The organism is Kaistella soli, from assembly GCF_019038595.1.
In the GTDB taxonomy this organism is placed as follows: Bacteria; Bacteroidota; Bacteroidia; order Flavobacteriales; family Weeksellaceae; genus Kaistella; species Kaistella soli.
On the sequence record NZ_JAHOPF010000002.1, the window covers coordinates 553,776 to 569,485 of the forward strand.

A 15,710-nucleotide genomic window follows, 5' to 3' on the forward strand; every position below is an offset into this window, starting at 1 on the left:
TCCAAAGGAAGCAAAAAAGTACTATATTTGCAAACCGAAAAACGGCCTCGTGGCGCAACTGAATAGCGCATCTGATTACGGCTCAGAAGGTTACAGGTTTGAATCCTGTCGAGGTCACAAAAAACCCTGCATTAGCAGGGTTTTTCTATTTTTCGAGCAGTAAAGAAACCCATTCTTCCCGCTGCAATTTCCTTTTTAAAGTGAGATTGTGTTCCGTACAAACCTCCAGAATATCATCGACATCGAAGAAACACAGTCCGGAAAGCAGAAGCTGTCCACCATTATTTAAAACCGAAACATAAGTCGGAATATCAGAAATAAGGATATTTCTGTTGATGTTCGCCAGAATGATATCGAAATTTTCATTTCCTAGGTTGTCTGCAGTTCCCTGTGAAATCTCCAGCTCTACATTGTTTCTGGCTGCATTCTCTTTTGAATTTTCCACTGACCATTCGTCGATATCGATCGCAACTGTTTTTCCGGCTCCTTTCTGTTTGGCAAAGATCGCAAGAACAGACGTCCCGCAGCCCATATCGAGTACGGTTTTGTTTTCAAAATCCATGTCGAGCATCTGCTGAATCATGAGATAGGTGGTCGCGTGATGCCCTGTTCCGAAAGACATTTTCGGCTGAATAATGATTTCGTGGGGAAGGTTTTGGTTTTCATGAAATTCTGCACGGATGGAAACCTGGTTTTCAACATTGATAGGATCAAAATTCTTTTCCCATTCTTCATTCCAGTTGATGTTGGGCATTTCATGGAAAGTGTAATTTACTTTCACTTCCTCATTCTGCAATAAATGGATCTGCTGAAGTTCGTTTTCATTAAACAGCTCTTTCTGAATATAGGCCAGAATTCCGTCATTTTCTTCGGTAAAACTGTCGAAACCGATTTCGATGAGTTCTGCCATGAGGATTTCGTTCCATGGTTGAAGGGGTGAAATTTTGAAATTGAATTCTAAGTAACTGTTCATTGTAAATTTTTTGTAAAAATAATTAATTTTCTATTGATAACGGAACCGCGCCCCGGATTGAACGGCATGTCTGAGCTCTTTTCTTTGCGGCGGCAAAGCCGCCGCAAAGAAAAAGCGAGTAGTGAAAGCCGGAAATGTGCGCCCAAACTACTACTGATGAAAATGCTTTGGAAATGCTTCCTCAGGTTTCTGTCTGAAAATATTGAGCAAAACCCACGATTTCAGGAAACCGTAACCGTAGGAAAACATCTGTATATACGTGGAAATAATGGCAAACGATGCGATGCTGATGTTTTTGGTTTTGTACAGCGCATGGAAAAACACCAGCACTGTGTATAAGCCGTACATCGCCAGAATAAATCCTTTCTGAAACAGGAAATACTCGATAAATCCAAGAATATAACCGATGAGAAACAGGGACGGAAACGCGAAAGAAATTTTCACATATTTTGGATGTCTCTGATTAAGGATTGGCCGTGCGCAGCCGAACTGATAAACCTGTTTCGAGAATTTCCCGAAATCGACCCGCCTTTTGTGGTAAACGCCAATATCATCGAAAAATGCCGTAATGAAACCGTTTTCCCAAAGGGTCATCGAAAGATCCGGATCTTCACCGATTCTCATTTCCGAAAAACCGCCGACTTTTTCAAATGTGGATTTGCGGACGCCCATATTGAAACTCCGCGGCTGAAATTTGGTCACCGCTTTTTTGCTGCCGCGGATTCCGCCCGTGGTAAAAACCGAGGTCATGGAATAGGAAATCGCTTTCTGCATCAGATTGAAACCTTTGTGGGCTTTGTCGGCACCGCCAAAAGCGTCACACGGAATTTCAGCGATATTTTTTTTGATATTTACTATATAATCTTTCTCCACAATCACATCAGAATCCACGAAAACAAGCCAGTGATTCTTTGCTCTTCTGGCTCCGTAATTCCTTGACAAACCTGGACCGGAATTGTCTTTACGGAAAAACTGAATGTTCAGGCTTTCAGCAAAAAGTTCTATGGTCGGTCTTAAATCAATCTGAGAACCATCGTCCACAATTATAATTTCAAAATCCTTGTCAGTCTGATGGGACAGGGAATTGAGCAACTCGAAAAGTTCGTCCTTTCGGTTGTAGATGGCGATGATAATGGAGATTGAGTTCAATGGATTTCGGAGCGCTTAATTAAGTGGGTTCGTTTGTTAATTTATGGATTTTCTTTGTTCCCTCATACATCTCAAACTGCAGGAATCTGCATTCCAGCTTTCCGTTGAAAAGCTTGATTCGGCGGGAAGGTCTTAATCCAACTTTCTTGGCAGCATCAAGATCTGAAGAAATAAACCACGCTAAAGTATTAGGATAATTTTTCTTAAAAGTATCACCGATCTTTTTGTAAAAATCATCGTCCAGAATTTCAATTCTCTCGTCATAAGGCGGATTGAAAACCATCAATAATGGGAACAATTCTTTTTTAGATTCGAAGAAATCCTGTCTTTTCACTTCAATCACGTCTTCCATTTCGGCAGCTTCGATATTGAGGTGTGCAGCGTTCAGCATCTGAGAATCCAGATCATAACCCACAATTTTTCCGCTGAATTCTTTTACGCGGTTAATTCTTACTTCTTTTATTTTCTGGAAAAGTTCTGCATCATAATTTTTCCAGTTCTGAAAACCGAATTTTCTTCTAAAAATCTGCGCAGGCAAATCCATTGCGATCATCGCCGCTTCTATCAGCAAAGTACCGGAACCGCACATCGGATCCAAAAAGTTTCCTTTTCCGTCCCAACCTGCAAGCTGCAGCATTCCGCTGGCCAACACTTCGTTAATAGGAGCTTCCCCCTGCTCTTTTCTGTATCCGCGTTTGAATAAGGGGTCGCCGCCAGAATCCAGAGAAATGGTTACCAGTTCACGGTCAATATGCAGGTGGAATTTAATATCTGGGTCCTGAACATCCACGTTTGGTCTTTTCCTGTGTTTGAATTTGAAGTAATCTACGATGGCGTCCTTCATTTTCTGGGACATAAACTGCGAATGTTTAAACCTTTCAGAATAAACGGTCGCGTCAATTGCAAAGGTCTGGTCAACGCTCATATATTCGTCCCAGGGAAAAGCAAAAAGTTTATCGTAAAAACGGCTTTCATCCCAGGCTTTAAAGGTAAGCAGCGGAATTAAGATCTTTACCGCCGTTCTCGCTGAATAGTTAAGTTTATAAAGAAAACCGAGGTCGCCTTCGCAGTTTACCGCACGGTTTTTTATTTCAACATTTGCGCCGCCCAGTTTTTTCACTTCTTCGGCCAACACTTCTTCGAGACCGAAAAATGTTTTTATCTGTATTTGTAGATTTTCTGTGTTCATCGTTTTGCAAAGGTAAGAATTTTAGAGGTCGCTCCTACGGAGCTTCTTGATTTTCTCAATTATGTTGCTACAAAAAGTAGGCTCCTACGGAGCCGTCGAAATCAACATCTATTCCTTTCATGAAATTTTGATCAGAACGCTCCGCAGAAGATCCTTGTTGAAAAATACACGAGCTTTTTAGAGACCGCTCCTACGGAGCTCCTTGACTTTTTCAATTATGTTACTACAAAAAGTAAGCTCCTACGGAGCCTACCCAATCAGTATCTATTGTTATTGTGAAATTTCGTTTAAAAAGGCTCCGTAGAAGCCGACTCTCTGTAGAATATTATATTTCCAAATGTTGTGGAGCTCCGTAGGAGCGACCTCTAATCATAAAATTCAAAAAGATATTTTTCATCAAAATCAACTCCCGAATTCTTCAAGATATTTAAATACTCATCCCTAAAACTAATCTTTTATGATGTTCTTCCTGATTCAGAATATATTTGCAAACCTGCCCAACCTGACTTTTAGAATAAGAAAATGCTCCGTAACCTTCCTACCAGTTAAATTTCCTGTTACACCAATGACTTTCATTAATAAATTTGGAGGAACCTGCTTTTATATCCCGCACGATTTCAGAAAGCGACTTATCTAAATTCTGAAAAGAAAACAGCAGATGTATGTGATCAGGATTAGCATAAAGCGCAAGCAATTTCTGTTTTCTGTTGTTTACAATTCCGGCAATATATTTTTCAAGTTCAATCCTGTGGGAAGATGGAATGAGATTTTCCCTGCCTTTTACGCAGAAAACAATCTGTATGTAAATTTGAGAATAAGTATTGGGCATTTCAGCGGATTTCAGTCAAATTTAGTTATTTTTGCAGAATGGCATGGTTTGAAACTTGGTTTGATACTCCTTATTATCATATTCTTTATAAAGACAGGGATTTTTTAGAAGCAGAAAACTTTATCTCGCTGCTTATCAGCGATTTAAATATTCCGATAAACTCAACAATAATCGATTTAGCCTGCGGAAAAGGAAGACACTCCGTTTTTCTCCATCAGCTGGGTTATAACGTTCTGGGACTTGATTTGTCTAAAGAAAGTATTTCACAGAATAAAAAATTCGAAACAGTTGATTCCGAAGAACATTTTCTGAAATTCGGAGTTCACGATATGCGGGAAGAAATTTATCCTGAAATTTCGGCTGAAAAAGTAGATGCAGTTTTCAATCTTTTTACGAGTTTCGGCTATTTTGAGGATGAAGCTGAAGACCGGAAAATATTCAGTTCGGTAAAAAACACGTTAAAAGAAAACGGTTATTTCGTTTTGGATTTCCTCAATGAAAAATGGGTAAAAAACACTTTAGTTCCCCAAGAGGTGACTATGAAAGAAGGAATAAATTTTCATATCACTAAAAAAATTGAAAATCAGCATGTCATCAAGGATATTCATTTTAAAGATAAGGACAAGGATTTTCATTTTTTTGAGAAAGTGAAACTTCATACGCTTGAAGAGATCGGAAAATATGCAGAAGAATCCGGATTTGAAAGAGTCAAAATTTACGGAGACTACAATCTGGGAGAATACGACCGTGAAACTTCGCCGAGATGCATTAATGTTTTCAGGAAAAAAAGATAAAAAGCATGATCATACTTTTATTGATTTTGAGTGTTTTAGCAGGAGTTTTTCTCGGAAAATTTTTCGGAGAAAAACAGAAATTCGCAAAAAACCTGTTGATTTTAAGTGCCGGATTTCTGATTACGATCTGTCTGAATGATGTTTTCCCGGAAGTGTACGCTTCAGACAATCACAACATCGGAATCTTCGTAATTGCCGGGGTTTTGCTGCAGATGCTTCTCGAAAATCTCACTAAAGGTTTTGAACACGGCCACTTTCATCATCATCAGGAAGAAAAAAACATCCTGCCCATTGCCCTGATGATCGGAATGTTTATTCACGCATTTCTGGAAGGAATTCCGCTGGCGAATGAGAAAAATATTTTTGATCCTTATTTAATGGGAATTCTTTTCCATAACCTTCCCATTTCTTTTGTTCTTGGTGCATTTCTTATTCAGAAAAACAAATTCACCACTTCATCATGGCTGGTGATCGCTTTTTTTGCTATTGCTTCCCCTTTGGGACTGCTTTTAGGAAATTATTTCAATCCTGATTTTAAGGTCTATTTCTTAGCTCTGGTTGGCGGAATCTTCCTTCATATCTCTTCCGTTATTATTTTCGAGAGCAACAAAAACCACAATATCGACTGGACCAAAATCTTAATGGTGATTTGCGGTATTGTGCTGGCTTTGGTAAGCCATTTGTCCCATAACCATTAAACAAAAAAGACTCCGGATTGCTCCGGAGTCCCCATCATTATTTCACTTAATTCTGGAAATTAAAACTTCCAGCCTAATGTGATATAGAAATTATCTCTCTTATTTTTTACATTGGATACCACCGACGCATCAGATTCAACAATGTACTGGTTGGAAAAATAGCCGGTGTTGTTGGCTGCTGAACCCTGAAGAAACGGACTGCTGTATTCGGAACTTACGTTCTGGTAAGCAGCATCAATATAAAATGATTTAAAATCATATCCGATCCCGCCTGCAATGGTATTTCTTTTTCCTAAAATTAAATTGTCATACGCTGTATTCCCGGAAACGGTCGGAATTGACATTGAGTCAAAAGGACTCGCCGCAAATCCGTATCCTCCTCTTAATCTGAAATCATTTAGTCGGTATTCCGCACCTACTTTAATTTCTGAAAGGTTGTTGGAGTGATCTGATAAAAACTGGTTCAGTTCTGTTTCTGCATCTCCATACACTTTATATTTGGATTTCGTAAGTCCCAATGAATAATCCACATTGATTGCGAAATTTTTACTGGCTACATAAGCCGCACTTAAAGTGGCTTTCAGTGGCGTTGAAAGTTTACGGTCTTCAGTATAAGTTCCGTCCACAGGATTTTCGTATTCGCTGTAAATTCTTGCAATACTCCACCAGGTTGGGGTTTCTAACGAAGCACCCAGTCTGAACTGTGGATTGATTTTACCGATAACACCCACTGACGCCGAAAAACCATTAGCCGATTCTGAGAATGGCGTATATTGTTTGTTGTAAACATCCTGCACATTTGCATTGTTGATAAACGCCGCGGAATCATACTGATCCAGCACCGAATTATGAAAATTCAGTCCGGCACCAAGGTAAATTCTGTTGTCATAATTCCCACCGACACCAATGCTCATCTTTGAACGGTTTCCGTAACGGTTATAAGCGTGACCGGCAAACGTCAGTTCGTCAACCAGCGCATTATTTGTATCTCTGATTTCGTACACCAGAGCGTTGTTATCCGGTGTTTCCGAATAATCCTCCAGAGACTGGCTGGAATAATTCACTGCCACGTTTACAAATTTCCACGGAGAAGAGTCGATCTGAAAAACCGCTGTTCCTCCGACATTACCCAAATCGGTATTGTTTACTTTGTAATCTAACGATTTACCGGCATAGGAAGCGGTGTTTTTATTGCTTTCAATTCCTAAAGTTCCCGAAATTTCGCTGGCAATACTTACTGCAATACCCGCAGGATTTGAATTAAGAACAGAAAAATCTCCTCCTAACGCTCCCATTGAGCCTGCCATCGAATTATATTTCGAAGTACCGTTTAAGGATGAATTAGAATATACCTCTGCAGTATTCCTAAGGGTTGAGATATCCTGGGCATTTGCAAAATATGCAGCAGAAATGCTAAGGATCATTAAAGACTTTTTAATCATTTTATAAGTATACACTATTAAATATTATCTTCTGAAACCTCCTGATGAAGATCTTGTAGATCCCGAATTTGAATTTGAACTGGAAGAACCGCTGTTATATCCGCCGCTGTTTCCTGATCTGAAACCGCCTCCATCATAAGATCTTGTCGGCTGATTATAGTTTGGCGCACTTTGTCTCGGAGCGTTATTCTCTCTCGGACTGCTGTTCTGTCTAGGCGTTGTATTCGGCTGAGGATTTGTTCTGAATCTTGGCTGACTGTTATTATTATTCGGCTGATTATACCTAGGATTATTGTTCATCTGCGGATTATTGGTATTCATTCTTGGAGAATCATTCCGGAATCCTGAATTTGAAGTATTATTTTGTCTCAGATTTGAGTTTGACATTCTTGATGAACTTCTGAAAGCACCGTCGGCACCACTTCTTTTATTAGTGAAACCTCCGCCATAACTGTTATAGCCGTTTCCGTAAGGAGAATAATAACCGTACGGATTATAACCGTAGTAAGGGTTGTAGCCGTAGTAGGGGTTATACCCATAATAAGGATTATAGCCGTAGTAAGGGTTATAGTAGCCGTACCAAGGATTATATCCCAATCCCCATGGGCTGTAATAACCACCGTAGCCCCACGGAGAACCCCATCCGTAACTCATTCCGAAACCAAATCCGGAATAAAATCCGAAAGGATAATCCCATGAATCATTATAATAGGTATCAGTTCCTGTGTAATTGCCCCAATCCGAACCTCCGTTATCATTCTTGTCATTCCACTTTTCATTGCGGTTATCGGAATTTAGATATTTGTTCTGATTATCATTGGCCTGATAATCATAGTACTCACCTACTCTGTTTCCGCTGTTCATTACGGTTCCTTCAGGTAATGTATCCTTATTCGGGTCATAATAAACACCGTCTGTCTCACTGTAGCCACCCATCTGAGTACCGCAGGACATCAAAATTAAACCACCTGAAAGCGCCAAAACTGTTTTAGATTTCAGCATTTCAAGTAAATTTTTATAAGTAATTTTTTTCATGATAAGGTGAAAAGTTTTAATTTGATTTATATTTGCACTTTGTACCAAAATTATACCAACTTCAGGGTATAAATTTGCGTAAAAATACGCTTTTCAAATTAGATAAGCATACGCGATAAAAGTTAAATCTAAAGATAATAAAATAATGGCAAAACTTACTTCCAGAGCCGAAGACTACAGCAAATGGTATAATGAATTAGTGGTAAAAGCTGATCTGGCGGAAAATTCCGGAGTTCGTGGCTGTATGGTGATCAAACCTTACGGTTATGCAATATGGGAAAAAATGCGGGATCAGATGGATAAAAAATTCAAGGAAACCGGTCACGAAAATGCTTATTTTCCGATTTTCATCCCCAAAAGTTTATTTGAAGCCGAAGAAAAAAATGCTGAAGGTTTTGCTAAAGAATGTGCAGTGGTAACCCACTACCGTTTAAAAACCGATCCTGATAATCCTAAAAAACTCATCGTTGACCCTGAAGCGAAACTGGAAGAAGAATTAATTGTCCGGCCAACTTCAGAAGCTATCATCTGGAATACCTATAAAAACTGGATTCAGTCTTACCGTGATCTGCCGATTTTAATTAATCAGTGGGCCAATGTAGTACGTTGGGAAATGAGAACCCGTCTGTTTTTAAGAACCGCAGAATTTCTTTGGCAGGAAGGTCACACGGCGCATGCTACAAAAGAAGAAGCGGTAGAGGAAACCGAAAAGATGCTGGATGTGTATGCTGATTTTGCTGAAAATTTCATGGCAATACCGGTTATCAGAGGAATTAAAACAGAATCTGAAAGATTTGCAGGTGCTGATGAAACTTACTGTATCGAAGCTTTAATGCAGGACGGTAAAGCACTTCAGGCCGGAACATCTCACTTTTTAGGACAGAATTTCGGTAAAGCATTCGACGTAAAATTCACCAACAGAGAAGGAAAAATAGAACACGCATGGGGAACCTCCTGGGGAACTTCTACCCGACTGATGGGAGCCTTGATTATGACGCATTCTGATGATTTGGGCTTGGTTCTGCCTCCGACTTTAGCACCGATTCAGGTGGTTATTGTTCCTATTTTTAAAGGTGAGGAACAGCTGCAGCAGCTGAATGAAGTCGCGTTCGATATTCAGGCGAAATTAAAAGCAAAAGGAATTTCCGTAAAATACGACAACCGTACCGAAAACAAACCGGGGTGGAAGTTTGCCGAATACGAATTAAAAGGTGTTCCGGTAAGAATCGCTCTGGGCGCAAGAGACCTGGAAAACAAAACAGTAGAAATTGCAAGAAGAGACAATCTGACCAAGGAAACCCAGCCTATTGAAAATCTTGATATCTACATCGAAGAATTGCTAAAGACCATTCAGGAAGATATTTACAAAAAGGCTCTAAATTACCGCGAGACCCACATCACCAAAGTGGAGACTTACGATGAGTTCAAAAAAGTATTGGAAGAAAAAGGCGGCTTTATTTCTGCACACTGGGACGGAACTCCTCAAGAGGAAGAGCAGATTAAAAACGAAACCAAAGCAACGATCCGCTGCATCCCTTTGGATAATAAACTTGAAGACGGAATTTCTCTGATTTCCGGAAAGCCATCAAAACAGAGAGTTATTTTCGCTAAATCATATTAATGATTGCATATAATGAATAAAACGTAATAGAATGTTAATCTTATTATAAATTATGCATTTTCAACCGCAAATGGATTGAAATTTGCATGACTTTATTAAGTTAAATTTTAAAATAAACTATTATGTCATTAAATGTTATCGATCTTATCAAAGGGCAATTAGGTCCTGCATTAGTTTCTCAGGCAGCTTCCCAATTAGGAGAAAGCGAATCAGGAATTTCTAAAGCAATAAGCGGTTTACTGCCTGCTGTTGTGGGAGGATTGGCAAATCATGCTGATAATCCGGGCGTTTTAGACTCTATTACTGGAGCTTCCTCCAGCGGATTACTCGGAAATTTACTGGGAGGTTCTTCCGGTAATTCTGTGATATCTACTGTTCTATCTTCTATTTTTGGAGATAAAATTGGCGGATTGGTCAATGCGATTTCAGGTTATGCAGGAATAAGCAACTCTTCATCAAATTCATTGCTGAATATGGTGACCGGTGCTTCCGTAGGTTCTTTAGGGAAATACGCTGCAGACAATAATTTGGGAGCTTCAGGATTATCCGGGCTTTTAAGAGATCAGAAGGGCATTGTTTCCTCATTACTTCCTGCCGGTCTTTCATTAGCCTCTTTAGGTTTAGGACATTGGGGCGGTGCTGATACTCCTCTTGAAACCGAGAAAGTTACGGTAACATCATACGATCAGCCTAAAGTGGAAGTTAACCGGGGAGGCAATACCCACATGAATCCTGAGAGAACTGACGACAAAGACGCCGGATCGATCTGGAAATGGTTACTTCCGCTCTTACTTCTTGCCCTTGCAGCATGGTTTTTGTGGAAACAGTGCAACAAGCCGGCAACTGAAACTACGACCATGACAGATTCTACTGCGGTAGTCTCAGATTCCGCTGCTATGGCAATGCCTGCAGATTCAATGGTAACTACTGCTCCGAAAACAGATGAAAATATTGATCTGAACGGTGTTGCTCTGAAAGGATACAAAGGCGGAATGGAAGATTCTATGATATCTTTCCTGAAATCCGGAGGATACAAAAATGCTGCGGATGATGCTGCATTAAAAGATGCGTGGTATACTTTTGATAAAGTAAACTTTAAAATGGGGTCATCAACCGAGTTGGAAGCAGGTTCTCAGACTCAGCTTGACAATTTGGTGGCGATCTTGAAAGCATATCCTGAAGCTAAAATCAAAGTTGGCGGTTATACCGATAAAGTAGGTGATGAAGCTGCTAACGTTAAACTTTCTACAGCCAGAGCTAACTTCATTAAAGCAGCTCTGGAAAAATCGGGAGTTGGTGCACAGGTTATGGGAGCTGAAGGGTACGGAAGCAAATTTGCCACTGTTGCCGCTACTGCATCTGATGCTGAGAGAGCAGTTGACAGAAAAATGGCAGTGAGGTTTGCCAAATAATTAAAGTAAATAAAATAATATCAAATCCCGACAAAATTGTCGGGATTTTTTAGTGCTCATTGTCTTGGGATAAATTTCCTTAATTTCGTGAAAATTTTCAAATGAATATTCTTTTACTCGAAGACGACCTCATCCTTTCCGCAGAACTGACCAAATTTCTGGAGAACAACAGGTTCTCAGTAAAAAAAGTATATGATGGCGAATCTTTTATCACGGAATTAAAACAGAATCAGCCTTACGATCTTTATTTACTCGATATCAATGTTCCTAAAATTTCGGGACTCGAGGTTTGCGAAAAAATCCGCGAGCAAGATCATAATACTCCCATTATCATCATTTCTGCCAACGGTGATATTTCTGATAAAAAGAACGCGTTCGGCAGGTTAGCAGATGATTTTTTGGTTAAACCCTTTCAGTTTGAAGAACTGCTTCTGAGGATCAGTTCATTATTAAGACGGAACAGCAACAACAACCCAGCTGCTGATGAAGTTATTACTGTTGCAGACCTTATTATTAATAAAACTGAACAGAAAGTTTTCAGAAACGGCAATGAAATAAACCTTACTGTTAAAGAGTTTCAGCTGCTCGCATATTTAGCCGATGCGCAGGGACGGACTGTTTCCAAACAGCAGATTACTGAAAATGTTTGGGAGCATAATTTTAACACCAACACCAACACAGTAGAAGTGTACATCAATTTTTTGAGAAAGAAAATAGATAAGGATTTCTCTGTTAAACTCATCCACACGCGCTCCGGTTTTGGGTATTATTTAAATCCTTCATAGATGTCTTTAAAAAGAAAAATTGCCTTCAATCTCAGTATTGCCTTTTCACTTCTTTTCGGTACTGCACTGGTCATCATATATATTGCTTTTAAAGATTTCAGGAGAGATGAATTCAAAGAAAGATTTAAGCAACGACTGGAGCTCACTTCCCATTTTATTTCGAAATCCAATAATTTTGAAAAAGAAGCACCCGTGTTTTTCAGCGAAAATTCGGACAACATCCTGCTGGGTGAATCCATTTTAATTTTCAATGCTGAAAAAAAACTTATTTACAGCACTTTAAAAGACACCATTATCAGCTGGGACACGGATCTGCTGAATGAACTGGATCAAAAAAGAACAGTTTATCTTGAGAAATCATCTCCGGAAAAATATGCAGCCTTAAAAAGCATCAATGGCAAAAACTATTACATTATTACCAGCGCAGTGGATACCACCGGACAATCCAAACTGGCTTATCTTAAATTCTCGCTCATCACCGCTTACATCATCAGCACGCTGCTGATCGGTTTTTTCAGTTATTATTTTATGGGCCAGTTTCTCCGCCCTTTGGAAAATTTGAACAAAGAAGTGTCTGAAGTGACAGCGCATAAATTAACGACCCAAATCCCTGTGCAGCAGTCCAACGATGAAATTAATGTTCTCGCGAAATCTTTTAATCTCATGATTTCAAGGCTTAATGATGTTTTCCAGTCACAAAAAGATTTCACCGCCAGTGCCTCCCATGAGATCAGGACGCCGATTACCCGGGTTGCCTTTCAACTCGAGAATTTAATCCAACTGGAGCAGCATCCTCCACATATTTTATCGTCTTTAAAACAGGTTCAGCAGGACGTCTACCAACTGTCGGATTTGATCAGTTCGCTTTCGCTTCTCACAAGGTTTGATACTGAAAACATCCAGAATCTTTATGAAGAACTAAGAATTGATGAAGTGATATTTGAAGCTTTTGCAACAGTGGAAAAAAGTCATCCGACCCTGAAAATGGATTTTCTGATCTCCGAAGAATCCGCAGAACATGGCCTTCTCGTTATTAAAGGCATTCCGTCGTTATTAGCAATTGTATTCATCAATCTTTTCAAAAATGCCGCGCTTTATTCTGAAGATACCAAAGCCGATATTTTAATTACCGAAGCTGCGGACGAACTTTCCGTAGATATGATCACGACAGGAAAAACCATATCTCCGGCTGAGCAGCAGAAATTATTCGAAGCGTTCATGCGGGGCGACAATTCACAGCATATTTCCGGATCAGGATTGGGTCTGCGGATTGTAAAAAGAATTCTGGAATATCACGGCGCATCCATCGTCTACACTTCCCCATCAGAAAACATCAACAAATTCACCCTTACTTTCCCAAAATCATAATTTAATTTTTTTTTAAGGTTTCTTTAAGTTCATTTTAAGTTCAGCACCGCATTTTCGCATTTCCAAAAAATATGAGAAATGAAGAGAATTGCCGGGCTATTTGTTGCCCTTTCATCATTATTGAGCGCTCAGCGGCAAATGTCGGTAACGGAATGTGAAACTGCTTTTCAGAGAAATAATCTTCACCTGCTTGCTGCCCAGTATAACATCAATATGGCCGATGCAGATATTCTGCAGGCAAGGATTTGGGAACTGCCGCGGGCTGACCTGCAGATCAACGCTTACAATCCTGAAGATCACAAAATTTTAGATGCAAAGAATTCCAAAAGTTTCGAAATCAGCCAATTGATTTACTTGGGAGGCAAAAAGAAAAATGAAATTGCCTTCGCCAAATCCAATAAGGAACTGACACAGCTCCAGTTTTCCCAACTTTTAGCAGAACTCCGAACCCAACTTAGAAGCAATTATTACAATCTTTATTTTGAGCACCTAAAACTGGAAAGCACCCAGAAACAGCTGGCTTATATGAATGATTTACTGAAGGCTTATAAGGAACAGACAGCAAAAGGAAATATTTCGCTGAAAGATGCGGTAAGGCTGCAATCGGTTGTCATTCAGTTAAGCAGTGATGAGAATACGATTCAGAACGAAATCATGGGACTTAGACAAACTCTGAAAGTTTTGACAGGTACTACTGAAGATTTCGATACGCAAGTTTCGGAGGATGAAGCTAAGCAGATTCTCGAAGTTCAGCCTTTTGACGATCTGGACGATCTGAAAAGAAAAGCATTGGAAAATAACGCTGATTATCTTTATTTTCTGAAACTGACGGAAAACAGCAGGCTCTATGAACAGTGGCAAAAATCCTTCAATACACCTGACCTCACCCTAGGCGCAGCCTGGGATCAAAACGGCGGAACTTTTAAAAATGAAATCAATATAAAGATCGGAATTCCTCTTCCTTTATGGAAAACCAACCAGGGGAATATTGAGAAAGCGCGCTATTCCATCAGCCAAAACCAGAAAAATGCGGAGTATCAGAAATTAAATCTGGAAACCATGGTGGAAGCCTCATACAGAACCTGGAAAAATCATTATAACCAACTGTCGCAGATCAAAACCAGTGATATGGATCATCTGGATCAGGTGTATAAAGGCATGGTAACCAACTTCAGACACGGCAACGTAAGTCTCCTTGAATTTACTGATTTCATGGAAAGCTACAGACAGACTGCCTTGCAGATCTGCGAAATGAAAAAACAGATCATCCTCTCCGCCGAACAGCTCAACAACTTAGTACAAACCAAAATCTATTATTAACGAATGAAAAATTATACACTCTCTCTTCTGCTTGCCTTTACTGTTTTATCCTGTTCCCACAAGCAGGAAACCCAGGAAACAGTATCTAAAGGTTTTGAACTGAGTCAGACGATGCTTAAATCCATTAAAACCGCCAAAGCTGAAAACCAGTACGTTGAAAACACCTACAGTTTCTACGGAAAAATCGCTGCGGACAAAAACAGTTACATCGACGTCTTCCCCTTGGTTGGCGGAAATGTGATGAGCGTAAATGTAGAACTTGGTGATTATGTCAAAAAAGGTCAGGTTCTGGCGACCATCAGGAGTACGGAATTGGCTGAAGTGCAGAAAGATGTAAGTGATGCGCGGACAGACCTGGTTATAGCTCAGAATAATCTCCGCGTTGCCAACGAAATGTTCGAAGGAAAACTGAATACCGAAAAAGATGTACGCGAAGCTAAAAGCCAACTGCAAAAAGCAATGGATCAGATGCAGAGATCAAAAGCGGTAAGCACTGTTTATAATGTAAGAAAAGGAAATATTTACCAGGTGGTGGCGCCCATCAGTGGCTATATCGTGCAGAAAAACATCAACAAAGACATGCAGCTGAGAAGTGACCGAAGCGATAATATCTTCGATGTGGCCAACACCTCAAAAGTCTGGGCAATAGTAAACATCAACGAAAGCGACATCAGTAAAGTAAGTCTGGGAATGAGAGCCCAGGTTTCCACCCTGATCGATCCTGAAAAAATATACTACGGTAAAATTGATAAAATCTTCAAAATCATCGATCCCGAGACCAACTCAATGCAGGCAAGAGTGGTGTTGGATAATACCAGCGGCGAACTGATTCCCGAAAGCAAAGCCACCATAAAAGTATCCAGCACCGAAAACACTGTGGCGGTCGCCATCCCAAAAAACGCCTTGATATTCGATGATAACAGATATTTTGTTGTGCTTCTGAAATCTTATAATCAGGCTAAAATTCAGGAAGTTAAAATTCTGAAGCAAAGCGGCGAAAAAGCTTTTATCTCTGAAGGACTTTCCGAAAATGACGTCGTCATCACCGAAAATCAACTGCTGATTTACAGAAGCCTGAATGAATAAAAACTTAAT

At 39.8% G+C, this 15,710-nt stretch carries 13 protein-coding genes, 1 tRNA gene and 1 pseudogene; 9 read left to right on the forward strand and 6 right to left on the reverse strand.

Translation table 11 applies throughout. The annotated features are described in order from the left end of the window. Positions 1-43: 43 nt before the first annotated feature. Positions 44-117, forward strand: a tRNA-Arg gene (locus KSK37_RS05635). A gap of 28 nt (positions 118-145) precedes the next feature. On the opposite strand, the gene prmA is transcribed toward KSK37_RS05635, so the two are convergent. From prmA to tnpA, 4 genes and pseudogenes are all read right to left on the reverse strand, one after another. After that, positions 146-973 (reverse strand): 50S ribosomal protein L11 methyltransferase, encoded by an 828-nt coding sequence (prmA, locus tag KSK37_RS05640; RefSeq protein WP_217199974.1) that lies wholly within the window; start codon positions 971-973, stop codon positions 146-148. Positions 974-1,123: 150 nt separating this feature from the next. After that, positions 1,124-2,122, reverse strand: coding sequence for a glycosyltransferase family 2 protein (locus tag KSK37_RS05645; RefSeq protein WP_217199976.1), 999 nt, complete (start codon positions 2,120-2,122; stop codon positions 1,124-1,126). 19 nt (positions 2,123-2,141) lie between these two features. Beyond that, the gene (locus KSK37_RS05650; protein WP_088360170.1) at positions 2,142-3,311 is read right to left on the reverse strand and encodes a THUMP domain-containing class I SAM-dependent RNA methyltransferase; all 1,170 of its coding nucleotides are present in this window, start codon (positions 3,309-3,311) and stop codon (positions 2,142-2,144) included. Between the two features lie 365 nt (positions 3,312-3,676). Further along, positions 3,677-4,140, reverse strand: a pseudogene (gene tnpA / locus KSK37_RS14195) (IS200/IS605 family transposase). 38 nt (positions 4,141-4,178) lie between these two features. Here tnpA and KSK37_RS05660 point away from each other — a divergent pair. Together KSK37_RS05660 and KSK37_RS05665 are read left to right on the forward strand one after the other, a co-directional pair. After that, entirely contained in the window at positions 4,179-4,934 is a 756-nt protein-coding gene (locus tag KSK37_RS05660; RefSeq protein WP_217199978.1) for a class I SAM-dependent methyltransferase, read from the forward strand. Between the two features lie 5 nt (positions 4,935-4,939). Next, a complete protein-coding gene (locus tag KSK37_RS05665) occupies positions 4,940-5,632 on the forward strand; it encodes a ZIP family metal transporter (RefSeq protein ID WP_217199980.1) in 693 nt (230 codons plus the stop codon). A 59-nt stretch (positions 5,633-5,691) separates the two neighbouring features. Here the strand turns inward: KSK37_RS05665 and KSK37_RS05670 are convergent, their stop codons facing one another. Together KSK37_RS05670 and KSK37_RS05675 are read right to left on the reverse strand one after the other, a co-directional pair. Further along, positions 5,692-7,056 carry an OmpP1/FadL family transporter gene (locus tag KSK37_RS05670; RefSeq protein ID WP_246566247.1) on the reverse strand — a complete coding sequence of 455 codons (1,365 nt, stop codon included), beginning with the start codon at positions 7,054-7,056 and terminating at the stop codon, positions 5,692-5,694. Between the two features lie 42 nt (positions 7,057-7,098). Continuing rightward, positions 7,099-8,109 (reverse strand): prolyl-tRNA synthetase, encoded by a 1,011-nt coding sequence (locus KSK37_RS05675; protein ID WP_217199984.1) that lies wholly within the window; start codon positions 8,107-8,109, stop codon positions 7,099-7,101. A gap of 145 nt (positions 8,110-8,254) precedes the next feature. Between KSK37_RS05675 and proS the strand changes: the two genes are divergently transcribed. The 6 genes from proS to KSK37_RS05705 all read left to right on the forward strand — a co-directional run bounded on the left by proS (position 8,255) and on the right by KSK37_RS05705 (position 15,701). Continuing rightward, entirely contained in the window at positions 8,255-9,730 is a 1,476-nt protein-coding gene (proS, locus tag KSK37_RS05680; protein WP_217199986.1) for a proline--tRNA ligase, read from the forward strand. Between the two features lie 122 nt (positions 9,731-9,852). Then, a complete protein-coding gene (locus KSK37_RS05685) occupies positions 9,853-11,142 on the forward strand; it encodes an OmpA family protein (RefSeq protein ID WP_217199988.1) in 1,290 nt (429 codons plus the stop codon). 101 nt (positions 11,143-11,243) lie between these two features. After that, positions 11,244-11,927 carry a response regulator transcription factor gene (locus KSK37_RS05690; protein ID WP_217199990.1) on the forward strand — a complete coding sequence of 228 codons (684 nt, stop codon included), beginning with the start codon at positions 11,244-11,246 and terminating at the stop codon, positions 11,925-11,927. After that, complete coding sequence (locus KSK37_RS05695) at positions 11,928-13,295, forward strand: ATP-binding protein (protein WP_217199992.1); 1,368 nt, start codon at positions 11,928-11,930, stop codon at positions 13,293-13,295. 78 nt (positions 13,296-13,373) lie between these two features. Further along, positions 13,374-14,615 carry a TolC family protein gene (locus KSK37_RS05700; RefSeq protein WP_217199995.1) on the forward strand — a complete coding sequence of 414 codons (1,242 nt, stop codon included), beginning with the start codon at positions 13,374-13,376 and terminating at the stop codon, positions 14,613-14,615. A gap of 3 nt (positions 14,616-14,618) precedes the next feature. Further along, a complete protein-coding gene (locus KSK37_RS05705; protein ID WP_217199997.1) occupies positions 14,619-15,701 on the forward strand; it encodes an efflux RND transporter periplasmic adaptor subunit in 1,083 nt (360 codons plus the stop codon). Positions 15,702-15,710: the final 9 nt, after the last annotated feature.

Excerpts from the sequence above, each read along its gene's own strand:
- prmA (WP_217199974.1), bottom strand. The coding sequence starts at position 973 with ATGAACAGTTACTTAGAATTCAATTTCAAAATTTCACCCCTTCAACCA.
- KSK37_RS05650 (WP_088360170.1), bottom strand. The coding sequence starts at position 3,311 with ATGAACACAGAAAATCTACAAATACAGATAAAAACATTTTTCGGTCTC.
- KSK37_RS05660 (WP_217199978.1), top strand. The coding sequence starts at position 4,179 with ATGGCATGGTTTGAAACTTGGTTTGATACTCCTTATTATCATATTCTT.
- KSK37_RS05665 (WP_217199980.1), top strand. The coding sequence starts at position 4,940 with ATGATCATACTTTTATTGATTTTGAGTGTTTTAGCAGGAGTTTTTCTC.
- KSK37_RS05670 (WP_246566247.1), bottom strand. The coding sequence starts at position 7,056 with ATGATCCTTAGCATTTCTGCTGCATATTTTGCAAATGCCCAGGATATC.
- KSK37_RS05675 (WP_217199984.1), bottom strand. The coding sequence starts at position 8,109 with ATGAAAAAAATTACTTATAAAAATTTACTTGAAATGCTGAAATCTAAA.
- proS (WP_217199986.1), top strand. The coding sequence starts at position 8,255 with ATGGCAAAACTTACTTCCAGAGCCGAAGACTACAGCAAATGGTATAAT.
- KSK37_RS05685 (WP_217199988.1), top strand. The coding sequence starts at position 9,853 with ATGTCATTAAATGTTATCGATCTTATCAAAGGGCAATTAGGTCCTGCA.
- KSK37_RS05690 (WP_217199990.1), top strand. The coding sequence starts at position 11,244 with ATGAATATTCTTTTACTCGAAGACGACCTCATCCTTTCCGCAGAACTG.
- KSK37_RS05695 (WP_217199992.1), top strand. The coding sequence starts at position 11,928 with ATGTCTTTAAAAAGAAAAATTGCCTTCAATCTCAGTATTGCCTTTTCA.
- KSK37_RS05700 (WP_217199995.1), top strand. The coding sequence starts at position 13,374 with ATGAAGAGAATTGCCGGGCTATTTGTTGCCCTTTCATCATTATTGAGC.
- KSK37_RS05705 (WP_217199997.1), top strand. The coding sequence starts at position 14,619 with ATGAAAAATTATACACTCTCTCTTCTGCTTGCCTTTACTGTTTTATCC.